Annotated in this window: 26 protein-coding genes; 19 read left to right on the forward strand and 7 right to left on the reverse strand. The window is 42.5% G+C overall.

Going from position 1 to position 26397, the window contains the following annotated elements:
• The first annotated feature begins 25 nt into the window (after positions 1 to 25).
• On the forward strand, positions 26 to 298 hold the full coding sequence (locus NLF92_RS08180; protein WP_254100702.1) for an HU family DNA-binding protein: 273 nt from the start codon (positions 26 to 28) through the stop codon (positions 296 to 298).
• 88 nt (positions 299 to 386) lie between these two features.
• On the forward strand, positions 387 to 2240 hold the full coding sequence (locus tag NLF92_RS08185; RefSeq protein ID WP_254100704.1) for a SurA N-terminal domain-containing protein: 1854 nt from the start codon (positions 387 to 389) through the stop codon (positions 2238 to 2240).
• A gap of 118 nt (positions 2241 to 2358) precedes the next feature.
• On the opposite strand, the gene NLF92_RS08190 is transcribed toward NLF92_RS08185, so the two are convergent.
• From NLF92_RS08190 to rpsT, 3 genes are all read right to left on the reverse strand, one after another.
• Positions 2359 to 2535 (reverse strand): hypothetical protein, encoded by a 177-nt coding sequence (locus NLF92_RS08190; protein ID WP_254100706.1) that lies wholly within the window; start codon positions 2533 to 2535, stop codon positions 2359 to 2361.
• Between the two features lie 17 nt (positions 2536 to 2552).
• Positions 2553 to 4031, reverse strand: coding sequence for a M20/M25/M40 family metallo-hydrolase (locus NLF92_RS08195; RefSeq protein WP_254100707.1), 1479 nt, complete (start codon positions 4029 to 4031; stop codon positions 2553 to 2555).
• Between the two features lie 195 nt (positions 4032 to 4226).
• A complete protein-coding gene (rpsT, locus tag NLF92_RS08200) occupies positions 4227 to 4487 on the reverse strand; it encodes a 30S ribosomal protein S20 (protein WP_254100709.1) in 261 nt (86 codons plus the stop codon).
• 169 nt (positions 4488 to 4656) lie between these two features.
• On the opposite strand from rpsT, the gene murJ reads away from it, so the two are divergent.
• The 13 genes from murJ to NLF92_RS08265 all read left to right on the forward strand — a co-directional run bounded on the left by murJ (position 4657) and on the right by NLF92_RS08265 (position 19963).
• The gene (murJ, locus tag NLF92_RS08205) at positions 4657 to 6210 is read left to right on the forward strand and encodes a murein biosynthesis integral membrane protein MurJ (RefSeq protein WP_254100711.1); all 1554 of its coding nucleotides are present in this window, start codon (positions 4657 to 4659) and stop codon (positions 6208 to 6210) included.
• Positions 6211 to 6301: 91 nt separating this feature from the next.
• Positions 6302 to 6712 carry a hypothetical protein gene (locus NLF92_RS08210; RefSeq protein ID WP_254100713.1) on the forward strand — a complete coding sequence of 137 codons (411 nt, stop codon included), beginning with the start codon at positions 6302 to 6304 and terminating at the stop codon, positions 6710 to 6712.
• A complete protein-coding gene (locus tag NLF92_RS08215) occupies positions 6709 to 6912 on the forward strand; it encodes a helix-turn-helix transcriptional regulator (protein ID WP_254100715.1) in 204 nt (67 codons plus the stop codon). The genes NLF92_RS08210 and NLF92_RS08215 overlap by 4 nt, the downstream gene beginning before the upstream one ends.
• A 126-nt stretch (positions 6913 to 7038) precedes the next feature.
• A complete protein-coding gene (gene ribF / locus NLF92_RS08220) occupies positions 7039 to 7959 on the forward strand; it encodes a bifunctional riboflavin kinase/FAD synthetase (protein ID WP_254100717.1) in 921 nt (306 codons plus the stop codon).
• A gap of 21 nt (positions 7960 to 7980) precedes the next feature.
• Positions 7981 to 10803 (forward strand): isoleucine--tRNA ligase, encoded by a 2823-nt coding sequence (ileS, locus tag NLF92_RS08225; RefSeq protein ID WP_254100719.1) that lies wholly within the window; start codon positions 7981 to 7983, stop codon positions 10801 to 10803.
• 28 nt (positions 10804 to 10831) lie between these two features.
• A complete protein-coding gene (gene lspA, locus NLF92_RS08230) occupies positions 10832 to 11326 on the forward strand; it encodes a signal peptidase II (protein WP_254100834.1) in 495 nt (164 codons plus the stop codon).
• Positions 11327 to 11770, forward strand: coding sequence for an FKBP-type peptidyl-prolyl cis-trans isomerase (gene fkpB, locus NLF92_RS08235; RefSeq protein WP_254100721.1), 444 nt, complete (start codon positions 11327 to 11329; stop codon positions 11768 to 11770). It begins immediately after the preceding gene.
• Positions 11771 to 11783: 13 nt separating this feature from the next.
• Positions 11784 to 12728: a 4-hydroxy-3-methylbut-2-enyl diphosphate reductase gene (ispH, locus tag NLF92_RS08240; RefSeq protein ID WP_254100723.1), complete on the forward strand. Its 945-nt coding sequence runs from the start codon at positions 11784 to 11786 to the stop codon at positions 12726 to 12728.
• A gap of 575 nt (positions 12729 to 13303) precedes the next feature.
• Complete coding sequence (locus tag NLF92_RS08245) at positions 13304 to 13942, forward strand: PilV family protein (protein WP_254100725.1); 639 nt, start codon at positions 13304 to 13306, stop codon at positions 13940 to 13942.
• Entirely contained in the window at positions 13939 to 14802 is an 864-nt protein-coding gene (locus NLF92_RS08250) for a PilW family protein (protein WP_254100727.1), read from the forward strand. Before NLF92_RS08245 ends, NLF92_RS08250 begins: the two co-directional genes overlap by 4 nt.
• A gap of 5 nt (positions 14803 to 14807) precedes the next feature.
• Positions 14808 to 15374 carry a PilX N-terminal domain-containing pilus assembly protein gene (locus NLF92_RS08255; RefSeq protein WP_254100836.1) on the forward strand — a complete coding sequence of 189 codons (567 nt, stop codon included), beginning with the start codon at positions 14808 to 14810 and terminating at the stop codon, positions 15372 to 15374.
• Between the two features lie 13 nt (positions 15375 to 15387).
• Positions 15388 to 19488 (forward strand): PilC/PilY family type IV pilus protein, encoded by a 4101-nt coding sequence (locus NLF92_RS08260; protein ID WP_254100729.1) that lies wholly within the window; start codon positions 15388 to 15390, stop codon positions 19486 to 19488.
• Between the two features lie 13 nt (positions 19489 to 19501).
• Positions 19502 to 19963, forward strand: a complete 462-nt coding sequence (locus tag NLF92_RS08265; protein WP_254100731.1) for a type IV pilin protein — start codon at positions 19502 to 19504, stop codon at positions 19961 to 19963.
• Between the two features lie 6 nt (positions 19964 to 19969).
• Here NLF92_RS08265 and NLF92_RS08270 read toward each other — a convergent pair whose 3' ends face one another.
• Complete coding sequence (locus tag NLF92_RS08270) at positions 19970 to 20512, reverse strand: GspH/FimT family pseudopilin (protein WP_254100733.1); 543 nt, start codon at positions 20510 to 20512, stop codon at positions 19970 to 19972.
• Positions 20513 to 20745: 233 nt separating this feature from the next.
• On the opposite strand from NLF92_RS08270, the gene nadE reads away from it, so the two are divergent.
• Positions 20746 to 21591, forward strand: coding sequence for an NAD(+) synthase (gene nadE / locus NLF92_RS08275; protein WP_254100735.1), 846 nt, complete (start codon positions 20746 to 20748; stop codon positions 21589 to 21591).
• Entirely contained in the window at positions 21592 to 21930 is a 339-nt protein-coding gene (locus NLF92_RS08280; RefSeq protein ID WP_254100737.1) for a P-II family nitrogen regulator, read from the forward strand.
• Positions 21931 to 22097: 167 nt separating this feature from the next.
• Here NLF92_RS08280 and NLF92_RS08285 read toward each other — a convergent pair whose 3' ends face one another.
• Complete coding sequence (locus tag NLF92_RS08285; protein ID WP_254100739.1) at positions 22098 to 22583, reverse strand: FKBP-type peptidyl-prolyl cis-trans isomerase; 486 nt, start codon at positions 22581 to 22583, stop codon at positions 22098 to 22100.
• Positions 22584 to 22600: 17 nt separating this feature from the next.
• Positions 22601 to 23527 (reverse strand): tRNA-modifying protein YgfZ, encoded by a 927-nt coding sequence (gene ygfZ, locus NLF92_RS08290; RefSeq protein ID WP_254100741.1) that lies wholly within the window; start codon positions 23525 to 23527, stop codon positions 22601 to 22603.
• Positions 23528 to 23645: 118 nt separating this feature from the next.
• Between ygfZ and NLF92_RS08295 the strand changes: the two genes are divergently transcribed.
• Together NLF92_RS08295 and NLF92_RS08300 are read left to right on the forward strand one after the other, a co-directional pair.
• Positions 23646 to 23897, forward strand: a complete 252-nt coding sequence (locus NLF92_RS08295) for an FAD assembly factor SdhE (RefSeq protein WP_254100743.1) — start codon at positions 23646 to 23648, stop codon at positions 23895 to 23897.
• Between the two features lie 594 nt (positions 23898 to 24491).
• Entirely contained in the window at positions 24492 to 25511 is a 1020-nt protein-coding gene (locus NLF92_RS08300) for a MaoC/PaaZ C-terminal domain-containing protein (protein WP_254100745.1), read from the forward strand.
• A 51-nt stretch (positions 25512 to 25562) separates the two neighbouring features.
• Here NLF92_RS08300 and NLF92_RS08305 read toward each other — a convergent pair whose 3' ends face one another.
• A complete protein-coding gene (locus NLF92_RS08305; protein ID WP_254100746.1) occupies positions 25563 to 26345 on the reverse strand; it encodes a sulfite exporter TauE/SafE family protein in 783 nt (260 codons plus the stop codon).
• Between the last annotated feature and the right edge of the window lie 52 nt (positions 26346 to 26397).

The following is a 26397-nucleotide window of genomic DNA, read 5'->3' on the forward strand; positions in this document are numbered from 1 at the left end:
AAAAATAATATGTAGGGGATCTTACGTGAACAAGTCTCAACTAATCGATCAAATCGCTGAAGAAGCGGAAATCAACAAAGCACAAGCAGAGCGTGCTTTAAATGCATTCACTAATGCAGTAACAAGTGAGTTAGCTAAAGGCGGCGACGTTGCTTTAGTAGGTTTCGGTACTTTTACTGTACGTGATCGTGCAGCACGTACTGGCCGTAACCCACAAACTGGTGCGGAAATCCAAATCGCAGCAGCAAAAGTTCCTGCTTTTAAAGCTGGTAAGAAATTGAAAGACGCTTGTAACTAAGTTTTTACTTGTGTTTTTAAAAGGCGATGGTTTACCATCGCTTTTTTGTTTTTATTAATAAACTTTTTTCTGGAGTTAACAGAGTCTTATGTTAGAAAGAATGAGAGAAGGGATGCAAGGTCCTTGGGCCATGGGTATTGTTGCATTAATCGTTTTGAGCTTTGTGTTTGCTGGCGTTGGTAGTTATTTAGCTGCTCCTGCAGAAACTGCTGTGGCCAAAGTAAATGATGAAGAAATTGCAGAAAGAAGTTTAGAAATTGGCTATCAAAACGAGAGAGCACGTTTAGAAAGTCAATTTGGAGAGGGCATTTCAGCATTATTTGCTAACCCTGATTACCTCGCTAATTTTAAGCAGGGTGTGTTAGAACGCATCATTGCTGATAAATTAATTGAGCAAAAAGCGATTGAATTAGGTTTGCGTGTATCTGATGAGCAAGTACGAGAAACGATTCTAGCGATGCAGGAGTTTCAAGTCGGCGGCCAGTTTAATAATGACCGTTACCTTGCGTTAATTCGTCAAAGTGGGTTCCAAGTAGATACCTTCAGAGAATACATCCGATTACAAATGACGAAAGAACAGCTTTCTAGAGCATTAATGGTGTCTGATTTTACTAGTGAAGTTGAATCAAATCGTACATTTGCTTTGGAAAACCAAACGCGTGATGCACGTTTTGTAGAAATTCCTCAAAATTTGTTTACGGATTCTGTCACAGTGACCGAGGAGCAAATTACTCAATTTTATCAAACCAATATCGAAGCATATGATACGGAAGAAAAAACAAGTATTGCTTATGTTGAATTAAAGGTTGCAGATATTCTTGAGACAGTTGAAACCACTGATGCAGAACTAGAAGCATACTACCAACTTAATATTGCAGATTATCGCACTGAAGAGAAGCGTCGTGTCTCACATATTCTTATTGAATTAGATGACACGGCTACCTTAACTGAAGTTGAGGCGAAACTAGCGGCTGGTGAAGATTTTGCTGAATTAGCTAAACAATATTCTGTCGATACTTTTTCGGGTGAAAATGGCGGTGATCTAGAATACATTTCTTTGGGTGATTTTGATCCTGAATTTGATACAGCGGCGTTTGCTTTATCCTCTGTGGGTCAAGTAAGTGAAGCAGTGACCACTGAATCAGGTATCCACTTTATCAAATTGACGGAATTGACACCTGCTGTTACGGCATCGTTGAGTGATGTTTTAGATGATGTGAGAGCTGCTGTAAAATATGAAAAAGCGTCGGAAGAGTTTTTCGAATTACAAACAACGATGGCTGATTTAGCGTTTGAAGTGCCTGATACATTAGAAGATGTTGCAGAAGCAGTTAATCGTCCAGTTGTTGTCACTGATCTATTTACCAGAAATACAGCACCGGCACCTCTTAATACGCCTGTGGCTTTGAATAATGCATTTTCTGAAGACTTCATCGCAGACGATTTAAATTCAGATATTATTGAAGTGGCAGATGAGCATATCATCGTGATGCGTATTGCTCAGCATGAACCTCAGCGTACTCAGTCACTAGAAGAAGTACGAGAACTGGTTGAAGCTTCTCTACGAGCTGATTTAGCTAAAGAAGCCGCATTAGCATTTGCCCAGGAAGCGGTTGATGCAGATGACACTATGGCGTCACTAGCGACGCAATCACTGAGTTTAAGTGATTTCAATGGGCTGACAAGAACAGCTACAGATGCGAATCCGGCAGCGGTTGATGCTTTATTTACATTAGCTAAAGCCGGTGATCAGGTAGTTGTGGATTTAAATAATGGTAATGCGGGAATTGTTGAGCTCGTTGCTGTTAATACGGTAGAAGCATCAGATGAGCAAGCACTGATTGCATTGCGAAATCGTATTGCAGGTCAACGCGCCCAAGATGAATATCAATTATTCGTTGATGCTTTGAAAGAACAAGCTGAGATTGTGTATATCAACTAATAAAGCTTATGACTGTTATCTAGTCAAATACTCGTCAAATAAAAAGCTGACATAGTTTGTATGTCAGCTTTTTTTATTTTAACGGTTAGGTGCTAGGCATTTACAGCCAGTCTTTTATTTACTGCGCTTGGGTAAGCCACATCATGATCATGTAAAACAGTGCTATTACGCTGGAAAATATGAGGATGTAGATAAAACCTTGTTTGCCTTGTTTCAAACTATAGTTATTGGCTTTTAGGTACAAGATCCACATAGTACTCAGCACCAATGGGATAAGAAATAAAAGTCTAATCATTGTGAAAACTCCTTTGTCTACTGGACATTGGGCGCTGGACGTGGGTCAAAATCACTCATGGCCATGTATGTAGTTAGTAAGGACCAAATCGTTTGGTTTTGACGAATGTCATCTTTGTTAATTTTATCCAAGGTATCGTTTGGTGTGTGATGATAATCAAAGTAATAGTAGCCATCTTGTTTTAACGCAACAACAGGAACACCATATTTAGGTAACATAGACACGTCAGGGCCACCATTAGTGGTGTTATTACCCAGTTCTACTCCCATATCACTAAGTGCACTGTAGAGTGTTTTAGGGGTGTCTCTAACAGCTTGTGCAAAACGGGTATCTAAGCGATAGATTTTACCTGCACCAAAATCTGATTCTGCTGCCACGATGATATTACTTAGCTCATCCTTATTGGCACGTACATATTCATAGGCACCTATTAATCCGATTTCTTCCGCTGCATACAGAACGACCCTAATTGTTCTTTCTGGCTGACCTACAGCATCTTTTACATGCTTAGCTGCGGCCATTACAATACCGACGCCTGCACCATCATCTAAAGCACCGGTGCCTTCATCCCAAGAATCCAAGTGACCGCTTATCAAAACAACTTCGTCAGGGCGGGTGCTTCCCGTAAACTCACCAATAACGTTATATGAAGTCTGCCAGCCTGCGTCTTTCGCTTGCATTTCTATATCTAGAATAACTTCACTAGGTTGTTCAAACATTGCTTCTAGCGTGTCCGCATCTGCAGTAGAGATTGCGCCAGCAGGGATTTTTTTCACTGCATCGTCATAACGCATTACACCGGTATGCGCAAAGCGGGAGTTGTCAGTACCAACTGAGCGAATGATAACCGCCAATGCATTCTTTTTAGCAGCTTCAACAGCACCTCTGACGCGATTTGGCACCACTTTGCCGTAAAATCTGCCGGCCTTATCTCGTTGCATTCGAGTATTTAAAAAGACGATTTTCCCATCTACCGTTGAGGGCTCTGCCGCACTTAAGCTGTCCAGTGAGTCAAACATGACGACCGGAGCGGTCAGACCGCCTTCTGGTGTGGCTATGGAGCCTCCTAAAGCGGTTACAACTAATTGTTGTGCAAAGGGCGCTATAACCCTTGCATCAGCAAACCCGCGCTCCCAATTACGGACACGGACAGGTTGTTTGTAAATTTTATCAAAACCTAACTCAGCAAATTTCGCTTCCGCCCAAGCGACAGCTTTTTTATCACCGGTCGATCCTGCAATACGAGGACCTACCTCTACGGTTAACGATTTCACAATGTTATAAGACAAGTAACTTTGTTGGCTATTGTATGTCACTTGTGCCAAGTGTTTATCCATGTCTGAAAGCACTTTTGGTGCCTGTTTTGACGGGGATTTTTCTTGGTAAAAAACACTATTTTGTGTGGCGTTACAACCACTTAAAGCGATAGTAGAAGCCAAAGCGAGTAAAGTAAATGGTTTGGTTAACTGTTTAGAGACGAAGGTTAGATCTGTCATCAGTAAAGTACTTCCTGTTTATTATCGTTGTTGTTATGGACATAGTAAAACAGGACAAATAAGAATACTAGATATGGCAGTGCAAACGCTAGAACTGGAGTGCTAACCAGCGTTTAAAAGTGGAAAATGTACTGGTGGAGATGAATTTTAAGCATAAAAAAACCAGCCGTAGCTGGTTCTTTACAAAAACAAAAATTAAAGCGCTTTAATTTGAGCGTTTAAACGACTCTTATGACGAGCTGCTTTGTTTTTGTGGATAAGGCCTTTAGTAGCCATACGGTCGATAATTGGTGTTGCAACAGCCATAGCTGCAGTTGCACCTTCTTTATCGTTAGCTGCGATTGCAGCAATTACTCTTTTAAGACAGGTACGAGTAAAAGAGCGACGGCTCGCATTATGCTGACGACGCTTCTCGGCCTGAATTGCACGTTTTTTAGCAGACTTGATGTTAGCCAATGTGAACTCCGAAATTCATTCAATGTAAAAATTAGGGCGCAGATTATCGTTTTTTATAGACTCGATGTCAAACCATTTAGTGAAGTTTTTGAGTTTGCGTACACAAATCACACACTTAATGCTAATCTAGCCACACTTTCGTTGGTATTATATAAAAGATCTACAATAAATGTTGTTAAAATCAGGACTGATTGTTAGTTTTATGACACTTGTGTCGCGAGTGCTTGGCTTAGTGCGTGATGTCGTTGTCGCGAACTTTATGGGCGCGGGAACGGGCTCTGATGTTTTCTTTTTTGCCAACAAAATACCCAATTTTTTACGTCGTTTATTTGCAGAAGGTGCATTTGCACAAGCCTTTGTTCCTGTTTTATCAGAAGTCCACGCCCAAGAAAACGAACAAGCATCGTTAGCATTTATTGCTAAGATCTCTGGTACATTAGGTGTTATTGTGTTTTTCACATCCATTTTAGGGGTCCTAGGTTCAGGTGTGATTGCAGCTATTTTTGGTACGGGTTGGTTTATTGATTACCTTAATGACCAGCCTGCTGGAGAAAAATACGAATTAGCTAGTACCATGCTAAAAATTACGTTTCCATATTTATTCTTTATTACTTTAACTGGACTTTCAGGGGCGATTTTAAATACCTTGAACAAATTTGCAGTCGCCTCATTTACTCCCGTCTTGTTAAATATCTCGATTATTACTTGTGCTTATTGGTTGCATGATGACTTCTCTACGCCTGCATTTGCTTTAGCTTGGGGCGTATTCATTGGTGGGGTCGTACAACTAGCCTTTCAAATCCCATTTTTATACAAAGCTGGCGTCTTGGTGAGGCCCCGATGGGGTTGGGCCGATCCTCATGTGAAAAAAGTTCGCACGTTGATGATTCCTGCACTCTTTGGTGTGTCGGTGAGCCAAATTAACCTCTTATTTGACACACTGATTGCTAGCTTTTTAATGACCGGCTCTATCAGTTGGTTGTACTACTCAGATAGATTGATGGAATTTCCACTGGGTTTGTTTGGCATTGCGATTGCTACGATTATTTTGCCAACACTATCTCGTGATCACGTCGCTGACAATGCCAGCGCCTTTCAAAATAATATGGATTGGGCATTCAGAATGGTGTGCTTATTGGGTGTGCCATCGTGTTTTGGTTTAATTGTTTTGGCAGAACCGTTGTTATCCGTCATTTTCGAACGAGGCGCATTTTCGACCGACGATGTGACGATGGCGGCTGCTAGTTTGTGGGCTTATGGTGCTGGTTTGGTGAGTTTCATGCTGATCAAAGTTTTTGCTCCAGGTTTTTACGCCAGACAGGACACTAAAACCCCGGTTAAGTTTGGTATTGTGGCGATGGTCTCCAACATGATCTTCAACGTGATTTTTGCCATTCCATATAGCTATGTTGGGTTAGCTATTGCTACGAGTTTATCCGCAACATTAAACGCCGCACTATTATATTTCACCTTGCACCGTCAAGGTGTCTTTAAGCTTTCTAGTAGCACAATGGTACTGCTTATTCGGATTGTGTTGGCTGCGCTGGTGATGGTCATCATGTTGTCTTATATGCAAAGCACAATAGATTGGACTCACCTCACACAATGGCAACGCATCTTTCATGTTAGCCAGTGGTTAGGACTTGCTGCAGTAGTCTTTGTATGCGTTTTACTTCTACTAGGTGTGCAACCTAGACACTTTAAACAAATCACTGACGCATAAAAAGTAAAGGTAACTTGACTTTGTTGTGTATGTTATTATACTTTGACTAAAAGTAATGCTTACTTTACTTTTTGATAAGAGGATTTGACTTATGAGTGCATCAGAAAATTATTGTGACAAAGAAAAACGCAATACCAAAAGCATCGCAGTTTGGACCGTACTTTGGTTACTGTCTACTGCCGCTTTGGGGTTTGGGCCAAAGTTTATTTGGGATTACCATATGCTTATTAGCCTGGTGTTAGTGTGGGTAAACTTATTCTTTGGTTACAAAATGGTAGTGGCGAATAAGCAATTATTAGAAGATTTAGATGAACTGCAACAAAAGATAATGTTTCTAGGGATGGCTTTTGCTTTGGGCTGTACCGTTGTCGTAGCGACGGTACTAGGGTTACTTGAAGCGATACGTTTAGTTGATTCTGCCATCAATCCATCGACTATTTTGTTTGTTACAGGTATTACGTATTTAATTGGTATTGCTATGGCAAAGCGGAAATACTCATGAATAATCGTTTAAAAGTACTCCGTGCAGAGCGTAATTGGACCCAAGCCGAACTTGCCGAACGCTTGGATGTATCTCGACAGACCATCGTAGCGATTGAAAAAGGGAAGTATGATCCCAGTTTGCCATTAGCGTTTAAAGCTGCGCGTTTATTTGGGATGCCCATTGAATCGATTTTTCAAGATGAACCTAGCCCAGACTGATCTGTTTAAAGCCTTACAATACCCACCAATGTTTTAAGGCTTCATCCGCTTTTACCATAGCTTAAATTGAGTAAGTCGTTTATAATCACGCGCCTAAAAATACCCAGTTTAAAAAGACATTATCTAATGGAACTCATCCGTGGCTTACATAATATTCGAGCACAGCACAAAGGCTGTGTGTTGACTATTGGTAAATTTGACGGGGTCCATTTAGGTCATCAAGCGGTCTTAGAAAGCTTGATGCAAAAAGCCAAAGAACTCGATTTACCTGCTACGGTGATGGTTTTTGAGCCCCAGCCAGAAGAAGTCTTTACGCCAGAGCATGCGCCAGCCAGGTTATCACGCTGGCGTGATAAGTATACGGCCTTAAAACGCATTGGGTTAGATCGCCTGATATGCATTCCTTTTACCGCTAAGTTTGCGAGCCAATCACCACAAGAGTTTATTGAACAAATTTTAATCGAATCTTTAGGTGTTAAATTTTTAGTTGTGGGCGATGATTTTCGTTTTGGCTACAAACGCAAAGGTGATTTTAGCATGTTGCAAGCTGCTGCTGAGCAACAAGATTTTCAGGTTGTGAATACCCAAAGTTTCCGTTTGGCTGATTGTCGAATTAGTTCGACAGCGATTCGCGAGGCACTTGCTGAAGATGATTTCAGTCGAGCCAATGAGATGTTAGGGCGTGAATTCACCATCAGCGGTAAAGTCGTACACGGCCAGAAAAAAGGAAGAACTATTGGGTTCCCTACGGCGAATGTAAACTTAAAACGCGCCAAAGCACCGGTTAAAGGGGTATTTGCGGTCCATGTTTATCACGATGATACACGTTATTTGGGTGTTGCAAATATTGGTGCTAGACCCACTGTAGATGGACAAGATGCATTATTAGAAGTACATATCTTTGATTTTACTGGTAATATTTATGGCCAGAAAATTAAAGTAACTTTACAACATAAACTGCGTGGCATCATAAAATTTGCTACATTTGCAGAACTTAAAACGCAGATTCAGCTCGATGCTGAACGTGCACGACAATTATTACGTTAACTCAACTGGATTACCGATTTTATGAGTGATTACAAAGCCACCTTAAACTTACCTGAAACAGCATTTCCGATGCGTGGGAACCTAGCCCAGCGTGAGCCTAAAATGCTTAAAGCGTGGACCGAGAAAAAACTATATCAAAAAATTCGTGAGGCCAAGGCTGGTAAAACTCCGTTCGTACTTCATGACGGCCCTCCATATGCTAATGGAGACATTCATATTGGACACGCAGTTAACAAAATCCTTAAAGATGTGATTGTTAAAGCCAAAACATTAGCTGATTTTGATGCTCCTTATGTGCCAGGTTGGGATTGTCATGGTTTGCCTATTGAGTTAATGGTTGAGAAAAAAGTCGGTAAGCCAGGTAAAAAAGTGTCTGCTGCTGAGTTTAGAGAAAAGTGTCGAGCCTATGCCCAACGTCAAATCGACGGCCAAATGAAAGACTTTATTCGCTTGGGCGTCTTGGGTGATTGGAATAATCCATACAAGACGATGGATTTTTCTTCTGAGGCAAACATCATTCGTGCTTTGAGTAAAATCGTGGATTCAGGGCATTTAGAAAAAGGCTTCAAACCTGTTCATTGGTGTACAGATTGTGGTTCAGCATTAGCAGAGGCAGAAGTAGAGTACCAAGATAAAGTATCTCCGGCAATTGATGTGAAATTTGCCGTTAGTGATACGGAGCAAGTGAGTCAGGCATTTGGTGGTGCTGACGTCGCGGATGCCGCAGTGGTTATTTGGACGACAACGCCATGGACCATCCCAGCGAACCGCGCAGTATCGATTCATCCTGAGTTACAATACGCTTTGGTTCAGGTACCAGGTCAAAAAATTATTATTGCTGATGAGATGGTAGCAAGTTGTTTATCGCGTTATGGGATTGCCGAAGATGCAGCTCAAGTAATCGCGACATGTGTTGGTGCTGACCTAGAAAACGCAGCGTTAGCGCATCCATATTTAGATATCACAGTGCCTCTTATTTTAGGTGAGCATGTGACAACTGAGTCCGGTACAGGGTGTGTACATACTGCTCCAGCACACGGTGTTGACGATTTTAACGTCGGTAAACAGTACGATATTGAAGTGTATAACCCAGTGGGTTCAAATGGTGTTTACTTAGAAGGTACACCAGAGTTTGCAGGCCAGCACGTATTTAAAGCGAATGGGCCAATTGTTGAGTTTTTACAAGCCAAAGATGCCTTAATGTTAGCGACAGAATACGAGCACAGCTATCCGCATTGTTGGCGCCATAAAACACCCATTATTTTCCGAGCCACTCCACAGTGGTTTGTTGCGATGGATAAAAACGGTTTACGCAAAGATTCTTTAGAGCAAATTAAACAAACGCAGTGGATCCCAGAGTGGGGTGAAAACCGCATTGCCACTATGGTAGAAGGACGTCCCGATTGGTGTATTTCACGCCAACGTACCTGGGGGGTGCCGATTCCATTATATATTCATAAACAAACAGGTGAAATTCACCCGAACTCATCTGAGTTAATGGAGCAGGTTGCTGCTGCCGTTGAAACAAAAGGTATTCAAGCCTGGTGGGATATTGATGATGCCGCGTTACTAGGGGCCGATGCAGACTCGTATGACAAAGTCACTGACACACTAGACGTTTGGTTTGATTCCGGTGTGACGCACCACTTTGTGGTGTCTTGTCGCGATGATTTGCCAGCTTCTGCAGATTTGTATTTAGAAGGTTCGGATCAACATCGCGGTTGGTTCATGTCTTCTTTGATGACCGGTGTGGCAATGGATGGTGTTGCCCCATACAAGCAAGTGCTTACTCACGGTTTTACTGTTGACCAGCATGGCCGCAAGATGTCAAAGTCAGTGGGTAACGTGGTTGCACCACAAGAAGTATTTAATAAATACGGTTCTGATATTTTACGTTTGTGGGTTGCTTCTACTGATTATAGAAGCGAAATCGCAGTTTCAGATGAGATCTTAAAACGTTCTGCAGACGCATATCGTCGTATTCGCAATACGGCTCGTTTCTTGTTATCCAACCTGAATGGCTTTGATCCAAAAACTGATTTAGTACCTGCAGAAGAAATGGTAGCGTTAGATGCATGGGCTGTAAAAAAAGCCCAAGAAACGCAAGCAGAAATCACGGCGGCCTACGATAAATACGATTTACTCGTCGTCACTCAAAAAATGATGCAATTCTGTTCAATCGATATGGGTAGTTTTTATTTAGACATCATCAAAGATCGCCAATACACGGCAAAATCTGATGGTTTAGCTCGACGCTCTTGTCAAACCGCTCTATATCATATTATCCAAGCGTTGGTCCGCTGGATGGCGCCAGTGACCAGTTTTACCGCTCAAGAAATCTGGGAAACGTTACCACAGGTGACTGACGCAGATGAATTTGTGTTTACGGATACTTGGTACACGGCATGGCCAGAAATGAACACGCCTCAGTTAACGACGTTCGATGATGCTTTTTGGCAGCAAGTTCTAGCCGTGAAAGATGCGGTCAACAATGCTCTAGAGCAAGCACGTAAAGATGATGTTTTAGGTGGTTCTTTGGAAGCTGATGTGGTGATTTATGCCGATGAAACGATTAGCGCCCAATTAGCGAAGCTAGAAGATGAACTTCGTTTTGTCTTGATTACCTCGACAGCAACAGTTCAGCCACTTGCTGAAAAATCTACTGCTGCGGTAGGAACGGCCTTACCGGGTGTATTTGTTCACGTGGCGAAATCCAGTGGTGAGAAATGTGTGCGTTGTTGGCACCACCGTGAAGATGTAGGCACTGTAGCTGCGCATCCTGAACTGTGTGGACGTTGTATAGATAATGTTGATGGTGCAGGTGAAACCCGCGCTTACGCGTAAGGAATAGTGGATATCTATGGCACCTAGTATGCGCGATTTATTGACCCAGACCGGTTTCCGTTTTTTATGGATAGCGTTACTCGGCCTGCTCTTGGACCAATATACTAAGTATTGGGTTTTAGAAAATTTTGCCCTGTATGAATCGATACAAATTACCGGTTTTTTTAACCTGACATATGTGCGCAACTACGGCGCTGCGTTTAGTTTTTTACATGATGCAGGCGGTTGGCAACGCTATTTCTTTACAGCCATCGCATTTGTCGTCAGTGCAGTGATTCTTTGGTGGCTAAAAAACAGTCCCAAAGAACAAGTCCTTTTACCGGTCGCTTTTAGTTTTATATTGGGCGGCGCTATCGGTAATGTTATTGATCGTTTAGTGCACGGTTATGTTGTGGATTTTTTAGATTTTTATTACGGTACTTACCACTGGCCTGCATTTAATATTGCAGATAGTGTGATCTTTATCGGTGCGGGTTTGCTAATTATTGATATGTTTGTCAATAAAGAAGAAGAGAATAAATAAATGAATGAAGTCATTGGTGATAACAGCGAAGTTATCCTACATTTTGATTTGAAATTAGAAGATGGTTCCGCCGCAGATAGTACACGAGTGAATAATAAGCCTGCTAAAATGGTCATGGGCGATGGTAGTTTAACACCTAATTTTGAAGCCTGTTTACGCGGCCTTACTATCGGTGAAAAAGCATCTTTTACCCTTGCGGCTAACGATGCATTTGGCATGCCCAACCCGGATAACATTTATCACGTAGATAGAACTAAGTTTGCGGCCGATATGGATTTACAAGAAGGGATGATTATGGGATTCGCCCAACCAGATGGTTCTGAGTTACCTGGTATTATCAGAAACGTTGAGGGTTTATCAGTTACGGTTGATTTTAACCATCCTTTGGCAGGGCAAACGGTTATTTTTGACGTAGAAATTATTAACGTCGTCAACGCAAAATAGATTAGGACATATTATGGAAATACAACTCGCTAATCCTCGTGGCTTCTGTGCTGGTGTAGACAGAGCGATTACGATTGTGGAACGTGCGTTAGAGATGTTTGAACATCCTATCTACGTGCGTCACGAAGTTGTACATAATAAATTTGTGGTCGATGGTCTAAAAAGCAAAGGCGCTGTATTTGTTGCTGAACTTGACCAAGTACCAGATGACAGTATCGTTATCTTTTCTGCTCATGGTGTTTCTCAAGCGGTTCGTACTGAAGCCGATCGTCGTGGTTTAAAAGTATTTGATGCAACCTGTCCCTTGGTCACTAAAGTGCATATGGAAGTGATGCGCGCCAGCAAAAAAGGTATCGAGTGTATCCTCATCGGACATAAAGGCCACCCCGAAGTCGAAGGGACCATGGGGCAGTATGATAATCCTGAAGGAGGTATTTACTTGGTAGAAACTGCAGATGATGCACGTCAACTACAAGTAAAAAATCCAGAAGCCTTATATTACTGTTCACAAACCACATTATCTGTTGATGATACCGCAGATGTGATCGATGCTTTACGAGCCACTTTTCCAAAGATTGATGGTCCACGCAAAGATGATATTTGTTATGCGACTCAAAATCGACAAGATGCTGTGCGTGATATGGCTGGATCTTGTGATTTGGTTTTAGTCGTTGGGGCAACCAATAGCTCAAACTCAAACCGTTTACGTGAATTATCTGAAAAACTAGGTACCCAAGCCTATTTGATTGATGATGCGGATGCCATTCAACCTGCCTGGTTAGTCGGTAAAAAAGCCATTGGGGTAACTGCTGGAGCTTCTGCACCTGAAGTATTGGTCCAAGGCGTGATTGATACCTTAAAAGCCCACGGTGCTGGTGATGTCACCGAAATTACTGGTCGTGAAGAAAATATTGAGTTTGCCGTACCTAAAGAGTTACAAATCAAACAGGTATTATAAAAACCTACTGAGATGGTTTTATCATTCTCTGCTCACTTGTCGGCTTGCGCCTAAATCGTTCACAGCGAACGACAAACCCATTAGCTTAGAGTTACCTGTCTAGGTTGATGAGTATTGGATAGCTATGTTTTTCTTGAATGATTTGCATCCGAAGGATGCTAAATGAAAGAAAAATGTAGTGATACAAAATCATATAAAATCACTCTTTTATCCTAAAAGTATCTTAAGTATTCATGTAAACCTACATAAAACATGCAAAATTCCACTGAGATGGTTTTATCATTCTCTGCTCACTTGTCGGCTTGCGCCTAAATCGTTCACAGCGAACGACAAACCCATTAGCTTAGGGTTACCTGTCTAGGTTGATGAGTGTTGGATAGCTATGTTTTTCTTGAATGATTTGCATCCGAAGGATGCTAAATGAGAGAAAAATGTAGTGATACAATCAGTTCAACAATATAAACAAACCTGTTTAGTCTAGTTTTTACATACCTAAGTTTTGTTCTCAATACTCTATCCTTTCTTTTCTAGGGCTATTCTTCTATTTGTATAAAGAAGCAAATAGAGGCGAGTGGATGTTCACCCAACCTAATGTAGGTGTATTTCGAAAAGACATTAAAGGCATCGGTATGATTGAAATACTGGTGACGTTAGTGATTTTGGCGATTGGGCTGATGGGGGTTGCGAGTTTACAATTTATTTCTGCTTTGAGTAATTCTGATGCTATGGCGCGCTCGCAAGCCGTTTTAGTAGCAGAACAACTCAGTGATCGTTTAAGAACAGCGTCTCGGCTTTCCGACAATAGTGATGGGCTAGTGGTTGATAATGCTTATTTTGTGGCTAACAACTTTAACTTTGCGGGGTTGAGTTGTTCTGATACCAGTAAAAGTTATTACAATTGTTTTTGCTTGGCTATACCAGCTGATATTCCTAATTGTGAAACCGGGACATGTACGCCTGCTCAGACTGCACAATATGATGCTCATCAGTTGAGTTGTGCGGCGGTGCAGACGAATCCTTTGATGGAAGTGTCTTTGGGGTGCAATGATAATGATACCTCAGACACAGATAGCTGTAGTGCGGGTTCTCGTCACAGTATTTTAGTGCGTTGGCCGGTGGCACCTTGGCAAAATAAAAACTTAGCGGTGAACAGTGTTTGTAACTCTTCGACTACTGAGTTATTTGCTTGTGTCAGTGTGGAGTTGTTTTTATGAAAGGTCTGCACGCTACACGTCTAATCAGTGCGCAACGTTCACAAGGTTTTACGTTGGTCGAAGTCATGATTGCGTTAGCCTTAGGTGCTGTTATATCTCTAGCGGTTATCCAAGTCATGATCAGTAATTCCGTCACCGAGAGATTAAATCGAGCATTAACTTCGGTGCAAGAAAATGGGCGGTTTGGCATGTTGCGTCTGCAACAAGATGTTTTGTTATCCGGTCGCTATGACCCGCTATCAGCTGATTTAAATCGCTCTGTGGATATTGCCGAAGAGGATTTTTTTGTGCGTCAGCATCCGGTTGTGTTAGTCAATGAATTTAGCTCTCGTGCAGCTTTGGGGATCACGAATGGGGCTGATGGTAGTAACGATCGCTTAGTCGTTGTCGGACAGCATAATGTGGATTGCCGGGGTTATCACTTGGGCTATGCTACAGGAGAAGAGTTTCCGGTGGTTAACGAATACTTTGTTGCAGAAGGCACTTTAAAATGTCGCGGTTTTGATCTGCGTGTTTTACGTGGTTTGCGCACCGCTGTGGGACACAATAATCACGCCGCTTATAGCTTGCTAGATGGCGTCGAAAGTTTCCAAATTTTGTACGGCATAGATGCCTTAAATAACGGACGTGTCAGTCAATACGTCACAGCAGATAATGTTTTGGTCAGTGAGCAAGTTATTGCTATTCGTATCGGTATGTTATTGAAAAGTACTGACGCGATAAATGTGAATAACACACAAAGCTTTGCCGTTCTCAATGAAGCCCCTATTTTGCCAGAGAGTAGTCATGTGTATCGTCAGTTTGAAAACACCATACTGTTGCGGAATATGAAATACTATGTAGAAGGGGGCCTCCTATGAATAGTATGCGACACCAACATGGCGTTGTAATGATTTTTGCGCTGCTAGTGTTACTTTCCTTGACTATGTTAGGCGTTGCCTCAGTGTCATCTGGTTTGCTCCAGACTAAAATGGCCAGCTCGCAAGAACAACAGTCGTTAGCGTTTAACGCTGCAGAAGCAGCCTTAGCCGGAGCGGTATTTGAAGCAGAGGATGAATCAGTATTAAGCGATGCGAGTTTACTTGATCCTTTGTCAGAAGCTCGTCAAGCGGCCGTGTTAGACCCAGCCGTAACAGAACTGAGCTGCTTTGCTAATCAAGGGTTTATCCAACGCAATGTCACCAGTAATGGACTAAACTTTGGGGAGCGTCATATCACTGTAGCCAAATCTGACTCTCAGTCCCGTCTCACGAGTTGGTCGCGGACGGCTTTTGTCAAAGAACAAGCATGTCGAGGTTCCTCCAACGTTATTGGCGGCAGTAATATCAGTTGCCATATGTTTGTCGTGCGTGGCTGTGGGCAATTAGATAATAGTCCATTTGCGGTAGCAAACTCATTGACCGCATCGGTGTTTGCGCCTGCTTCTCAATAACGAGGTCATTTTTATGCATGTATTATCAGCTACTAAGATCCATCGTGTACCGGTATTTTGCCTTGCTTTTATATTGACCTGTCTAGTGAGTTTGGCCAGTTGGGCGGATGATTTAGAAATTTATCTTGGTACGGGTAATCAAGCCGTTACCTACAATCCTAATGTACTTTTTATCATGGATACATCTGGCAGTATGAGTGGCAAAGATGGTACCTCGCAAACCCGTTTATTACGGGTACAAAATGCGTTGAATGCAGCGCTCTCAAGTGCCACAAATATCAACGCGGGACTCATGCGGTTTTCCGATTATGGTGGTCCAATATTATATCCGGTAAGAGATATTGATAGCGTGGTGGCTCCTGAGATTATTGCACCAATTGCACAAGGATTGGATGATGCGGTTGAAGTCAATAACACAGTCAATACTAGCTCGACTAACTTAATCCTAGTTGATGGAACCGACACTCGATATACAGGATTACGCTACCAAAAACTGAATATTCCTCGCAATGCCATTATTACCAAGGCTTATTTGCGGTTTACAGCGCGAGTGGCGAATACCGAAAATGCGGTAATTCAGATACATGCTGAACTATCCGGTTCTGCAGCCGATTTTTCTACTAGCGCAATCTCCACCCGAAATTTGAACACCCAGCCTGTCATCTGGGATTCAGATAATATCTTTGCTAATACCGGCAGTGTCATTAATTCACCAGACCTAAGTGCTTTGGTCCAAGAAGTGGTGAATCAAAACACTTGGTGTGGTGGTAATGATCTTGCGTTAATTTTGCTTGGGACGGGGAGTACTGCCAGTGCGCAAAGACAAACGTATGGGTTTGAACAAGGCACTGGTGCTGCGCCACAACTCGTCATTGAGTATGATGACTCAACCGCAACAGGTTGTACTGCTGGAACCTTCACCTACCAAGTGACTGACCAATCTGAGAATGCTGAAGAGCGCAGTAATGGTCGAGAATCTACCGGGAGTGAGCTGACGTTCCGCAGTCAATCTAACGATTACATCGGAGTGCGTTTTCAAAACATAAATCTGCCACAAGGGGCAACTGTAATAAATGCTTACATTGAGTTTACAGCTTACCAGACTAACTCAGGCAGTAATGCGCGTATGACTATCCAGGGGGTAAACCAAGATGACCCTGATGATTTTAGCCCTTATATTCGATATATGCTCAGAGATAAGCCCAAAACCGTAGCAGTGCAATGGGAGAATATTGGTGCATGGAATCGTAATAATACTTATCAAACTCCTGCGTTAACTGGGATCGTCCAACAAATACTGAACCGTTCAGGCTGGCAACCGAATAATGCAATGATGTTTATATTTTCTAATTTCAGTAGCGCTAAACGTGGAGGTTACACGTATAACGGAAAGCCGTCTGGTGCCGCAAAATTAATCATTGAATATCAGGCAAACGCAATCCCAGGTAGTTCTTCCACCGTGCGAGAATTACTGCAAAGTAAAGTGGATAGCCTGACACATAGTGGTTTAACGCCGATCGTTGATACATTATATGAAGCCGTTTCTTATTATGGCGGGCGAAATGTGGAGTATGGCTTGCAAAGAGGACCCAATGGGATCAGTTCCACGGTACGTCGCAACACGCGAGTGAGTCATCGCTTATCCTATACGGGGAGTGACGCCGTTCGTCCATCTGGATGTACCGAAGATAATTTAGATGCCAGTGCATGCGTCGGGGAGTACATACCTACTCCAGCGACATATATCTCCCCAGTGACCGATTTGCAGTGCCAAACCAATAACCATATTGTATTGTTATCGGATGGGGCCGCTAACAATAATCACAGTGTGAGTAAAATTCAAACTTTGCTTGGTAAAACATGTTCCGGAAGCGGGGGAGAAAAATGTGGTTTAGATTTGGTTGACAATGTATCGCAATCAAACAGTTCAGCCATAGGTGCTAGAGTGATCACACATACGATTGGTTTTGCTGCAAACGCCACTGCGAATAACTTTTTGAACCAACTCGCCTTGCGCGGCGGTGGTGGATTTTACCAAGCAGACAATTCAACTGAACTAGTCGATGCCTTTCAACAAATCTTACGCTCGGTAAAAGACGTCAACGCGACATTTGTTTCTCCTGGGGTAGCGGTGAACCAACTCAACCGTCTCACGCATAAAGATGAATTGTATTTTGCCTTATTCAAGCCTTCAGAAGGTGCCGTGTGGCCTGGTAATTTAAAAAAATATAAAATCACTGGCGATACGATATTAGATAAAAATGGTGCAAATGCCGTAGATACCACTACCGGCTTTTTTTCAGAATTTGCACATTCTTATTGGTCTACGCTAGCAGATGGCAATGATGTTCGACAGGGTGGAGCTGCGAGTAAACTCAGTTTGGCTCGCAATGTATATTATTTCTCGAACACGCCTGGCAGTATATTTAAAACCTCTAATCGCTTGAGTGAGAGTAATCTGGGGATCAAGACGAGTGACTTGGCATTAGATACATTGCCGGATCCTACTGGATTAAGAAATCTTGTTTTGCAGTGGGCTCGCGGTGTTGACGTACGTGATGATGATGGCGATGGTGATAATACGGATATTCGTCAACAAATGGGGGACCCTATACATTCCCAACCTGTGATCATGAATTATAGTGCAACAGACAGTGCTATTTTGGTCGCGACGAATCACGGGATGCTGCACTCGTTTGATGCGGAAACCGGAGTTGAAAACTTTGCAATTATGCCGCAAGAACTCATGTCGAATCTCTATGAGTTTTACCAAGATGGGTCCTCTTATAATCATATTTATGGTTTAGATGGCGATTTGGTGTTACGTCGAGTCGGTGACAAAACATACCTATACGTAGGGATGCGTCGAGGTGGTGACAATTATTATGTCTTTGATATAAGTAGTAAATTAGATCCTAAACTGGTCTTTACCATAGACGGCGGTCAAGGTGCTTTTAGTAAGCTTGGGCAAACGTGGTCACGTCCAACAATAACTAAAATGCAAATTGGCACTGAGTCAAAGAATGTGATGATCATTGGTGGGGGCTATGACGACAGTCAAGACACCAAAACAGTTCGCAGCCCAGATTCAGTCGGTAACGCCATTTTTATTATTGATGCTGATACTGGTGCGAAATTATTTGAAATAAGCGCATCATCAGCAGATTTAATCGTGAGTGATATGGATTATGCTATTCCTGGACGGATTTCTAGTATTGACCGTGATAATGACGGTTACGTGGATCATCTATATGCGGCAGATACCGGCGGTCAATTATTTCGTTTTGATATTTATAACGGCCAGACCGGTGCCAACCTCGTCAAAGGACAACGAATCGCTGATTTTGGTGGAGACACAGAGGCCACAAATAGACGTTTCTATTACGGCCCCGACATTTCTGCAATCAGTCAAGATACACAGCCTTTTTACGCGATTGCTATGGGTTCTGGGCATCGAGCACACCCACTGAATACCACGATTCAGGATGGTTTTTATATGTACCGTGATGAAGGCGTGTTTAAGCGAGATGAAAATGGAGCATTTACCTTTCCATCCAGTACGATAACCCCTGCGAGTTTGTATGATGCGAGTGCACACTTGTTGACCACCGGGAATGAATTAGAAAAAGCCGCAGCGTTGACGGCCTTTCAAGGCAAACAAGGTTGGCGTATTGATCTTCAAGCAGGTGGTGAGAAAGTGTTAGCTTCACCTTTGATTCTGGATTATCAGGTGTTTTTTACTACTTACGTGCCAGCCTCATTGAGTAATAGTTTATGTGCTCCTCCTTCAGGTAATTCCAGAGCGTATTTGGTGAATTTATTTAATGGTAATGCGGTCACTGACCTCAATGAAAATACGATTACAGAAAGTGTTGACCGCTACGCTCAACTCAGTCAAACCGGGATTGCGCCTGACACTAAAATTTTGATTGAGAATATTGTGAAGCCGGTGGTATGTCTGGGCGCTGAATGTGTTTCAGCGGTAATCGAGTATGACAATGATGGTAATGAAATTACGTGCACAGGCGACTTTGCATGCCTTGCTCGCAACATTTATGGACGCTTCGAGCGCGTTCAACAACAGTCATGGACGACCGAAATAGAGAAAAACTAAGGGTGGATTCTTTATGCAACGACAATCAGGTTTTACATTACTCGAATTAATGATCACGGTGGCTATCATTGGGATTATTGTAACGGTCGCTTTTCCTAGTTATCAAGGCATCACAAACCAATCGGCAAGAGCAACTGCCCAAGCCGATTTGATGGCGTTTGCTGCAGCAATGGAGCGCCATAAAGCGGCTCATTTTAGTTACGCTGGTGCAGCGGCTAGTGGCGCCGATACTGGTGCACCAACTGTATTTCAAACGTTTTCCCCTGCAACGGGAACGAACAGTGCTAAAGATTATGATTTAACAGTGAGTGCCATCAATGGCAATGGTCTGACTTACGTGTTAAAAGCGACGCCAGTTACGGGCAGCCCCTTGGCTAGTGATGGAGCGTTATATGTTTTTTCGGATGGTCGTAAAGGATGGGATAAAAATAATAATGGCAGTTTGGAAGCGAGCGAGTATTGCTGGCGCTGTTAGTGTAACTCAAGAACAACTTAACGCTGTACCGCTATTCGTTTCGTGGATCCCATCATTATCGGAGTCTTTGCTGACGGTCGCTCTACCTTGGAGTGAAATAAACAGCCCTCGAGCTGATGTGTCATTAGCGTCTTGGGCACAGATTTTTATCGTTGCTGGAGATGCACTAGCACCATTAAAATTAAATTGTACCGGTGAAGATGGGCCACTGATTAGCACATCCGTCGTTTGTGTCAGTGTTGTTAAAATGATCTCATCCCCGTCTAGAATATTATTGGCATTGTCGTCAACAAATACCATTTTGTGACTATTCCAGTCTGTCCCACAAGACACAAAATCCGAGGTGGGACAGATGATTGTTGTATTTTTTGTGTTAATGGCATGGTGCCTAGCAAATTGTATGACGCTACTGGTGTGGTTTAATTCGCCAATAATCAGGTTCTTTTGGTAAAGCTGATTCGCACTGGGCCCAACAAAAGTAAATGTGATCGCTAAGATACTCAAAGCAATCATCATTTCTAATAGCGTTAATCCATATTGCTGTTTCATATGCCCCTCTTTAATAAAGCATTTTCAGTGCTATAATCCTAATGCAAATTCATCTGTTTTTAGGTATTCTTATGTATACAAGGCATTGTCTGTCATACGTGGGTTTGCAACCTTACTTTGCAACCTTACAAAGTACCAACGTTGTATCGTTTGCCGGTATTGGATAATGACAAAACTTCAGTTGTAAAACGACTGTCTCAATGGTGTGTTTTCGCAAAATTAAGGATTTCAAAATGTCAGTGAATGATATTTTACAAGAGATGAGAGTCTTACCTGAGATTGATGTAGCACAAGAAATTGCTCGTCGTACTGCGTTTATCCAACAGCAGCTCAAGTCTTCAGGTTGCTCGACATTGGTACTGGGTATTAGTGGGGGGATTGATTCGTGCACTTTAGGGCGTTTGGCTCAATTAGCAGTTGATAAACTCAATGCAACAGAACAAACCGATAAATACCAGTTTGTTGCAGTGCGCCTTCCTTACAACACCCAAGTGGATGAAGCAGACGCTCAAGCGTCGATTGATTTTATTCAGCCTTCACAAAGTGTTACGGTGAATGTGGCGCCTGGAGCCGACGCAATCCATGCATCTGTTACCCAAGGGTTAAACGAACAAGGTTTAATGCCTAGTGCAGAGTCTCATATTGATTTTGTTAAAGGTAATGTCAAAGCCCGCACACGGATGGTTGCCCAATACGAAATAGCCGGTTTACTTGGCGGTTTGGTTCTAGGGACGGATCATAGTGCAGAAAATATTACGGGTTTTTATACGAAATATGGCGATGGAGCATGTGATCTTGCACCTTTATTTGGTTTAAATAAACGTCAAGTAAGGGCCCTAGCGAATGCAATGGGAGCGCCTGAATTTGTGGTCAACAAAGCGCCGACTGCTGATCTGGAATCACTGAATCCGCAGTTAGCAGACGAACAAGCATTAGGGTTAACATACGATGAGATAGATGACTTTTTAGAAGGTCGTCAAGTAGCTGCCCATGTCACCGATAAACTGGTGAGTATTTATTACAAAACACAGCACAAACGAGTGCCAATCCCAACAATTTACGATAATGAGATGGTATAAATGAAAAAAATTGAAGCAATTATTAAACCTTTTAAGATGGATGATGTGCGTGAAGCACTAGCCGAAGTGGGTGTTAATGGTATGACTGTAACCGAAGTAAAAGGCTTTGGTCGTCAAAAAGGTCATACTGAATTATATCGTGGTGCAGAATATCAAGTAGATTTCTTACCGAAGATGAAGCTAGAAATGATTTTGGCTGATGAACAGGTTGACCGTGCTATTGAAGCTATTATGAGTACAGCTCAAACTGGTAAAATCGGTGACGGTAAAATCTTTGTTTATAACGTTGAACAAGCATTGCGTATTCGTACGGGTGAGAGTGGCGACGAGGCTATATAACTAGCCTTGTAAAGCAAGGCCTATACAAAAAGCCCATTGTTAAATCGCTACACTATGCATGACAAAGCATGTTTTACATAGATAGGGACATTAACAATGGGCTTTTTTTGTGAGTATAAACCGTGTTTTAGGCTAGTATGGTCTATTTTCTAGACCACACAAACCTTTTAGTGATCGTGTCCACAACCGCCCGGTGCATGGGCATGTCCGTGAGCGATTTCTTCATCAGTCGCTGCGCGTACATCTAAAATTTCAACATCGAATTTTAATTCAACACCTGCCAATGGATGATTACCATCTACCACCACTTCTTCTTCTGTAGCATCAATGACCATTACGGTTTGTTCACCGTCGTCGGTTTGGGCACGAAATGTCATCCCAACGTTGACTTCGTTATCACCGAATAACGTTTTTGGTACGGTTTGCACTAACTGTTCATGACGCTCGCCATAAGCATTTTCCGGTGACACTTCAATTTCATACTTATCACCAACCGTTTTACCCAGTAATGAATCTTCTAAACCTTTGATTAGGTATTGGCTTCCCTGAAGATGCATCATGGGCTCGCCCGAGCGAGAAGAATCGATTTCTGTACCGTCGGTAGTCGATACTGTGTAATGCATGGTGACAACTGTATTTTGAGCAATGTTCATGGTGCGCGCGTTCCTGTCTAATCTTCTAAAGTGTAAGGTAGAGGTTTAATCTTAAAAATAACCTCTGGTTGTTCTTTTAACCTAAGCGGTGTAGCAGTTTCGATATCGTTGGGTAAAACGGCGAATACCCAATTTTCTTCAGCTAGCCCTGCGGAAGTTAAAACTTGTCCAGCGCGACGCCAATTTTCACCTAACTGTTGCTCTATAATGGCACCAACTGGAATATTTGTCACCTCTGAGCTATGTAAAATATAGCCGGCACGTTTATTTTTACCTAAATACTTGGTTCTAGCGACCACTTCTTGGCCCATATAACAGCCTTTGGTAAAGTCGATCGCACCGGGTAAAGCTTGGAGGTTCAACATCTGTGGCACAAATTCACCACTGGTTACCGCTTGGATGCTGCCAATCCCGTCGCAGATATTTAAGGCTTCCCAAACATGACTACCTGAGCTTAATTCGTGATCGACTGATTTATAAGCAATCAAATAACGTGAATGTGTGCCAGCAAAACCGATTACAATAGTATCTTCATTTTTGGCTGGATCTTTATCAACATTTAATGTCGAAAATATGTTCGATTCGGGTAATGCCCCGACAACCGCATATTCATCGGATACATCGGTGATGGTAACTTTTGAAAAAACGCCATATTTTTTTAATTCAGCCAATGATTTTTCGGTCGCTGATTGATGCATAAATAAAAACAGACCGTCATGAGCGCGAAATGCCAAGAACATACTCCACATTTTGCCTTTAAAATCACAATGCGCCCCAAACGTGTGTTCACCTATGGCTAAGGTTTCAACATTACAGGTGACTTGTCCCTGGATATAGCTAATCGCATCGTCACCGGTGACAGAGATGACTGATAAATGTGTCAGTTCAGCGTCCCAAGTCGGACTGAGCTCTGACAATAAAGGGGGAATGGTTGCAACCGTCATATTTTTTCCTTACATCGTTACATGTCTTAAGACTATTCAATTATAAAGAACAGCTGATTTTTTGATGGATTTGATTATAATATCTTTAAATTACGTTATCGACTCAAGAGAAGCAAACATGTTTACAGAAAAACGCTTAAATCGTCTTAAATGGGCCTGCCGCAGAGGCATGTTGGAGTTAGACGTATTGTTTTTGCCCTTCGTGTTAGAAGCGTTTGATGATTTAAGTTATGCTCAACAAGAGACCTTTGAGCGTTTATTGACCTGTGACGACCCTGATTTATTCGCTTGGTTTATGGGACATCAAAAATGCGACGACCCTGCTTTGGCTGAAATGGTGGATAACGTATTACACCGAGTTAAAGTATAAATGATACGGGCAGTCCTCAAATCGAGCACTGCTTTTTTTTACTCTTTCTTACTTCCTTTACTACAATCCTTTCTGTCAGCCTTTGGTGCCTCATCGTCCCAATTGTTGTTACTCAAAAGACGCCAACGTTTGTTACAAATGGTGCTATTGTCAGAAGACCAACCCAGAGCACTTGCGCAGAAAACCCCTTTTACTATCTATGTCCTAGCTTGGCAGAAACATACATTCCCTTTTGTTGAGCGAAACGCTCGGCAAACTATACGAGTATATCGTTGCGGGTATAGCCAAGTCGTGTTGGTTGATTTAGCCGGGGAATACTTTTACATCGCTCCAAGTTCGAGGTGCGCTAGGTTGTTTACCTATCTAAAATTGGTACCTTTTAGCCCAAACCCTAATAAAACCAAAATAAAACAGCCGCAATCGCTGGCGAAACCAACCACGTTATTGACCTGGGTGCTTGCAAGATGGTCGAGACCTAAGCCACAATTCTTCACTATTTGGTGTTGGCAATTTAAGCACAATCAGCAACGTCGTTTGGCGTATTTTATCCGGCATGCTATGGTTTGTGGATAATAACAACAAAAAGTACAACCGATGTTTAAACTCTTATTTAAAAAAACACACCCAGACGTCAGTAAAGGACGAGTAGAGCCTGTTTTACCTGATATCGCTGTGCATACAGAGATTGATTTCACCGCTCAAGCAGCACAGCTTGATCGTTACCATGCGATGACCCAATGGCCACAGCTGTTTTCAGATATTGTGCATCCAGCATATTTAGCCATGCGAGCTTTGACCTTGCAAGCCCCCTTAATTAGTGATCCAAAGCAGCCTTTTGCTGGTCTAGGTTTGGTCCATATGGGCAATAAAATGCACTATACCCGCATGTTAAAAAGGTCTGAAAAAATCACGTTATCTTGTGCTTTTGGACAGCTTTGGGACCATAAATTAGGCTGGGTGTTTTCTGTTAATAGTCGTGCATATGCAGTGGCTGATCCGGATACCTCACTGCTGGAGCTAGAAAGCCACTATCTATATCGGCAAAAACGCAAACCGGAACAATGTCATCTGCCGCAGTATTGCCCTAATAAGATCCCCTTTATGCAGTTTGCCTCTCAGAGCCTGCCACTGAAGATTGCAGCGACGGGGACTACAAGTCAGCAAACAAGCGAGAAAATTACCATAGATAACCGTATGGCTAGAAGCTATGCACATTTGTCAGGCGATTATAATCCCATCCATTTGTTTACTTGGACGGCGCGTTTGTTTGGCTTTAAACAACCGATTATTCATGGAATGTGGACCAAGGCTCGAGTACTTAGTACATGGTTTAGTCACCAAAAAACGTTTGCTGTGAATCAGCCTTGTACAATTGATGTCCAGTTCATGCGTTTTATTAGCCTACCCAATGCGTTTACCGTCCATGCGGTTCAGGTGGTCAAATCCACATCGGATGAAGCGATATCTCAGGGCGAACAGGGGCCACCAACAACGTATCTTGCTGGGATGCCTGTAGCTTGGTCAAAAGATCTGAGCCCAGCACAAGTCACACAAGACACAGCAGGTACAGAAATAGAACCGCACAAACCTTTTATCCAGGTGAGTATTCGTTGATAACGTTACTTTTGCTGGAGGTTCGCGCTACCGATGGTGAAATCTTGGGACTCAAGCATATACATCATAGAAAAAATAGGCAGTTAGACATACGCTGACAATACCTATGATATGTTTGATGAGTTGTGGGTTTACACGCTTTGAATACAAAGAAGCAAAGTAGGTGCCGATGACCGAACCGACCAATACAATGCCTCCGGCGTACCAAGCAATGGCATCATTGGCAATAAAGACAATGATGGAGAAGATTGAAATGACACTGCTCAACCACAGTTTTATCCCATTCATAAAGTGGATGTGGGTATAACCCAAGAGGCTCATACAACTGAGTATCACAATACCAAGTCCAGCATTAAAATAGCCACCATAGACAGAGACACCGAACATAAGTAAATAGGTGGCGCCCCATACGCCCCAAGTTTTCAGACGACCATTTGCGCGGGTGGATTGAGCAAAGTGCTGAGCTAGAAATGCGTTAAGTCTAGGGCCTAGAAAAAATAACACAGTAGCAATGAGCATAAGCCAAGGGATCAGATTGGCAAAGATTGTTGCATCGGTACTCAATAATAAATAGCCACCAGCTAAACCACCTAACAATCCGACGATAGAAAAACCAATGACGATCGCCTTCTCGGCCAACAGTTCTTTGCGAAAAGCAAAACTCCCACTGAGATAACCACCGCAAGCTGAAAACGTATTCGTTGCGTTGGCTATAACTGGCGGTAAGCCAGCGAACAAGAGCGCAGGAAATGATATAAAGCTCCCGCCACCCGCAATGGCATTGACGCCACCTGAAAGGAGTCCTGCGAGAAACAAAAAGAGCAGTTCGAACATATAATGCAGTGCCTAAAAAAAATGATGCAAAACAAAACAACAACCTTAAAGA

Origin of the sequence: Opacimonas viscosa (genome assembly GCF_024199005.1) — a bacterium.
GTDB lineage: Bacteria > Pseudomonadota > Gammaproteobacteria > Enterobacterales > Alteromonadaceae > Opacimonas > Opacimonas viscosa.

Bases quoted from the DNA above. Each gene is read 5' to 3' on its own strand.
- NLF92_RS08185 (WP_254100704.1), top strand. From the start codon at position 387: ATGTTAGAAAGAATGAGAGAAGGGATGCAAGGTCCTTGGGCCATGGGT.
- NLF92_RS08190 (WP_254100706.1), bottom strand. From the start codon at position 2,535: ATGATTAGACTTTTATTTCTTATCCCATTGGTGCTGAGTACTATGTGG.
- NLF92_RS08195 (WP_254100707.1), bottom strand. From the start codon at position 4,031: ATGACAGATCTAACCTTCGTCTCTAAACAGTTAACCAAACCATTTACT.
- murJ (WP_254100711.1), top strand. From the start codon at position 4,657: ATGTTGTTAAAATCAGGACTGATTGTTAGTTTTATGACACTTGTGTCG.
- NLF92_RS08210 (WP_254100713.1), top strand. From the start codon at position 6,302: ATGAGTGCATCAGAAAATTATTGTGACAAAGAAAAACGCAATACCAAA.
- NLF92_RS08215 (WP_254100715.1), top strand. From the start codon at position 6,709: ATGAATAATCGTTTAAAAGTACTCCGTGCAGAGCGTAATTGGACCCAA.
- ribF (WP_254100717.1), top strand. From the start codon at position 7,039: ATGGAACTCATCCGTGGCTTACATAATATTCGAGCACAGCACAAAGGC.
- ileS (WP_254100719.1), top strand. From the start codon at position 7,981: ATGAGTGATTACAAAGCCACCTTAAACTTACCTGAAACAGCATTTCCG.
- lspA (WP_254100834.1), top strand. From the start codon at position 10,832: ATGCGCGATTTATTGACCCAGACCGGTTTCCGTTTTTTATGGATAGCG.
- fkpB (WP_254100721.1), top strand. From the start codon at position 11,327: ATGAATGAAGTCATTGGTGATAACAGCGAAGTTATCCTACATTTTGAT.
- ispH (WP_254100723.1), top strand. From the start codon at position 11,784: ATGGAAATACAACTCGCTAATCCTCGTGGCTTCTGTGCTGGTGTAGAC.
- NLF92_RS08245 (WP_254100725.1), top strand. From the start codon at position 13,304: ATGTTCACCCAACCTAATGTAGGTGTATTTCGAAAAGACATTAAAGGC.
- NLF92_RS08250 (WP_254100727.1), top strand. From the start codon at position 13,939: ATGAAAGGTCTGCACGCTACACGTCTAATCAGTGCGCAACGTTCACAA.
- NLF92_RS08255 (WP_254100836.1), top strand. From the start codon at position 14,808: ATGCGACACCAACATGGCGTTGTAATGATTTTTGCGCTGCTAGTGTTA.
- NLF92_RS08260 (WP_254100729.1), top strand. From the start codon at position 15,388: ATGCATGTATTATCAGCTACTAAGATCCATCGTGTACCGGTATTTTGC.
- NLF92_RS08265 (WP_254100731.1), top strand. From the start codon at position 19,502: ATGCAACGACAATCAGGTTTTACATTACTCGAATTAATGATCACGGTG.
- NLF92_RS08270 (WP_254100733.1), bottom strand. From the start codon at position 20,512: ATGAAACAGCAATATGGATTAACGCTATTAGAAATGATGATTGCTTTG.
- nadE (WP_254100735.1), top strand. From the start codon at position 20,746: ATGTCAGTGAATGATATTTTACAAGAGATGAGAGTCTTACCTGAGATT.
- NLF92_RS08280 (WP_254100737.1), top strand. From the start codon at position 21,592: ATGAAAAAAATTGAAGCAATTATTAAACCTTTTAAGATGGATGATGTG.
- NLF92_RS08285 (WP_254100739.1), bottom strand. From the start codon at position 22,583: ATGAACATTGCTCAAAATACAGTTGTCACCATGCATTACACAGTATCG.
- ygfZ (WP_254100741.1), bottom strand. From the start codon at position 23,527: ATGACGGTTGCAACCATTCCCCCTTTATTGTCAGAGCTCAGTCCGACT.
- NLF92_RS08295 (WP_254100743.1), top strand. From the start codon at position 23,646: ATGTTTACAGAAAAACGCTTAAATCGTCTTAAATGGGCCTGCCGCAGA.
- NLF92_RS08300 (WP_254100745.1), top strand. From the start codon at position 24,492: ATGTTTAAACTCTTATTTAAAAAAACACACCCAGACGTCAGTAAAGGA.
- NLF92_RS08305 (WP_254100746.1), bottom strand. From the start codon at position 26,345: ATGTTCGAACTGCTCTTTTTGTTTCTCGCAGGACTCCTTTCAGGTGGC.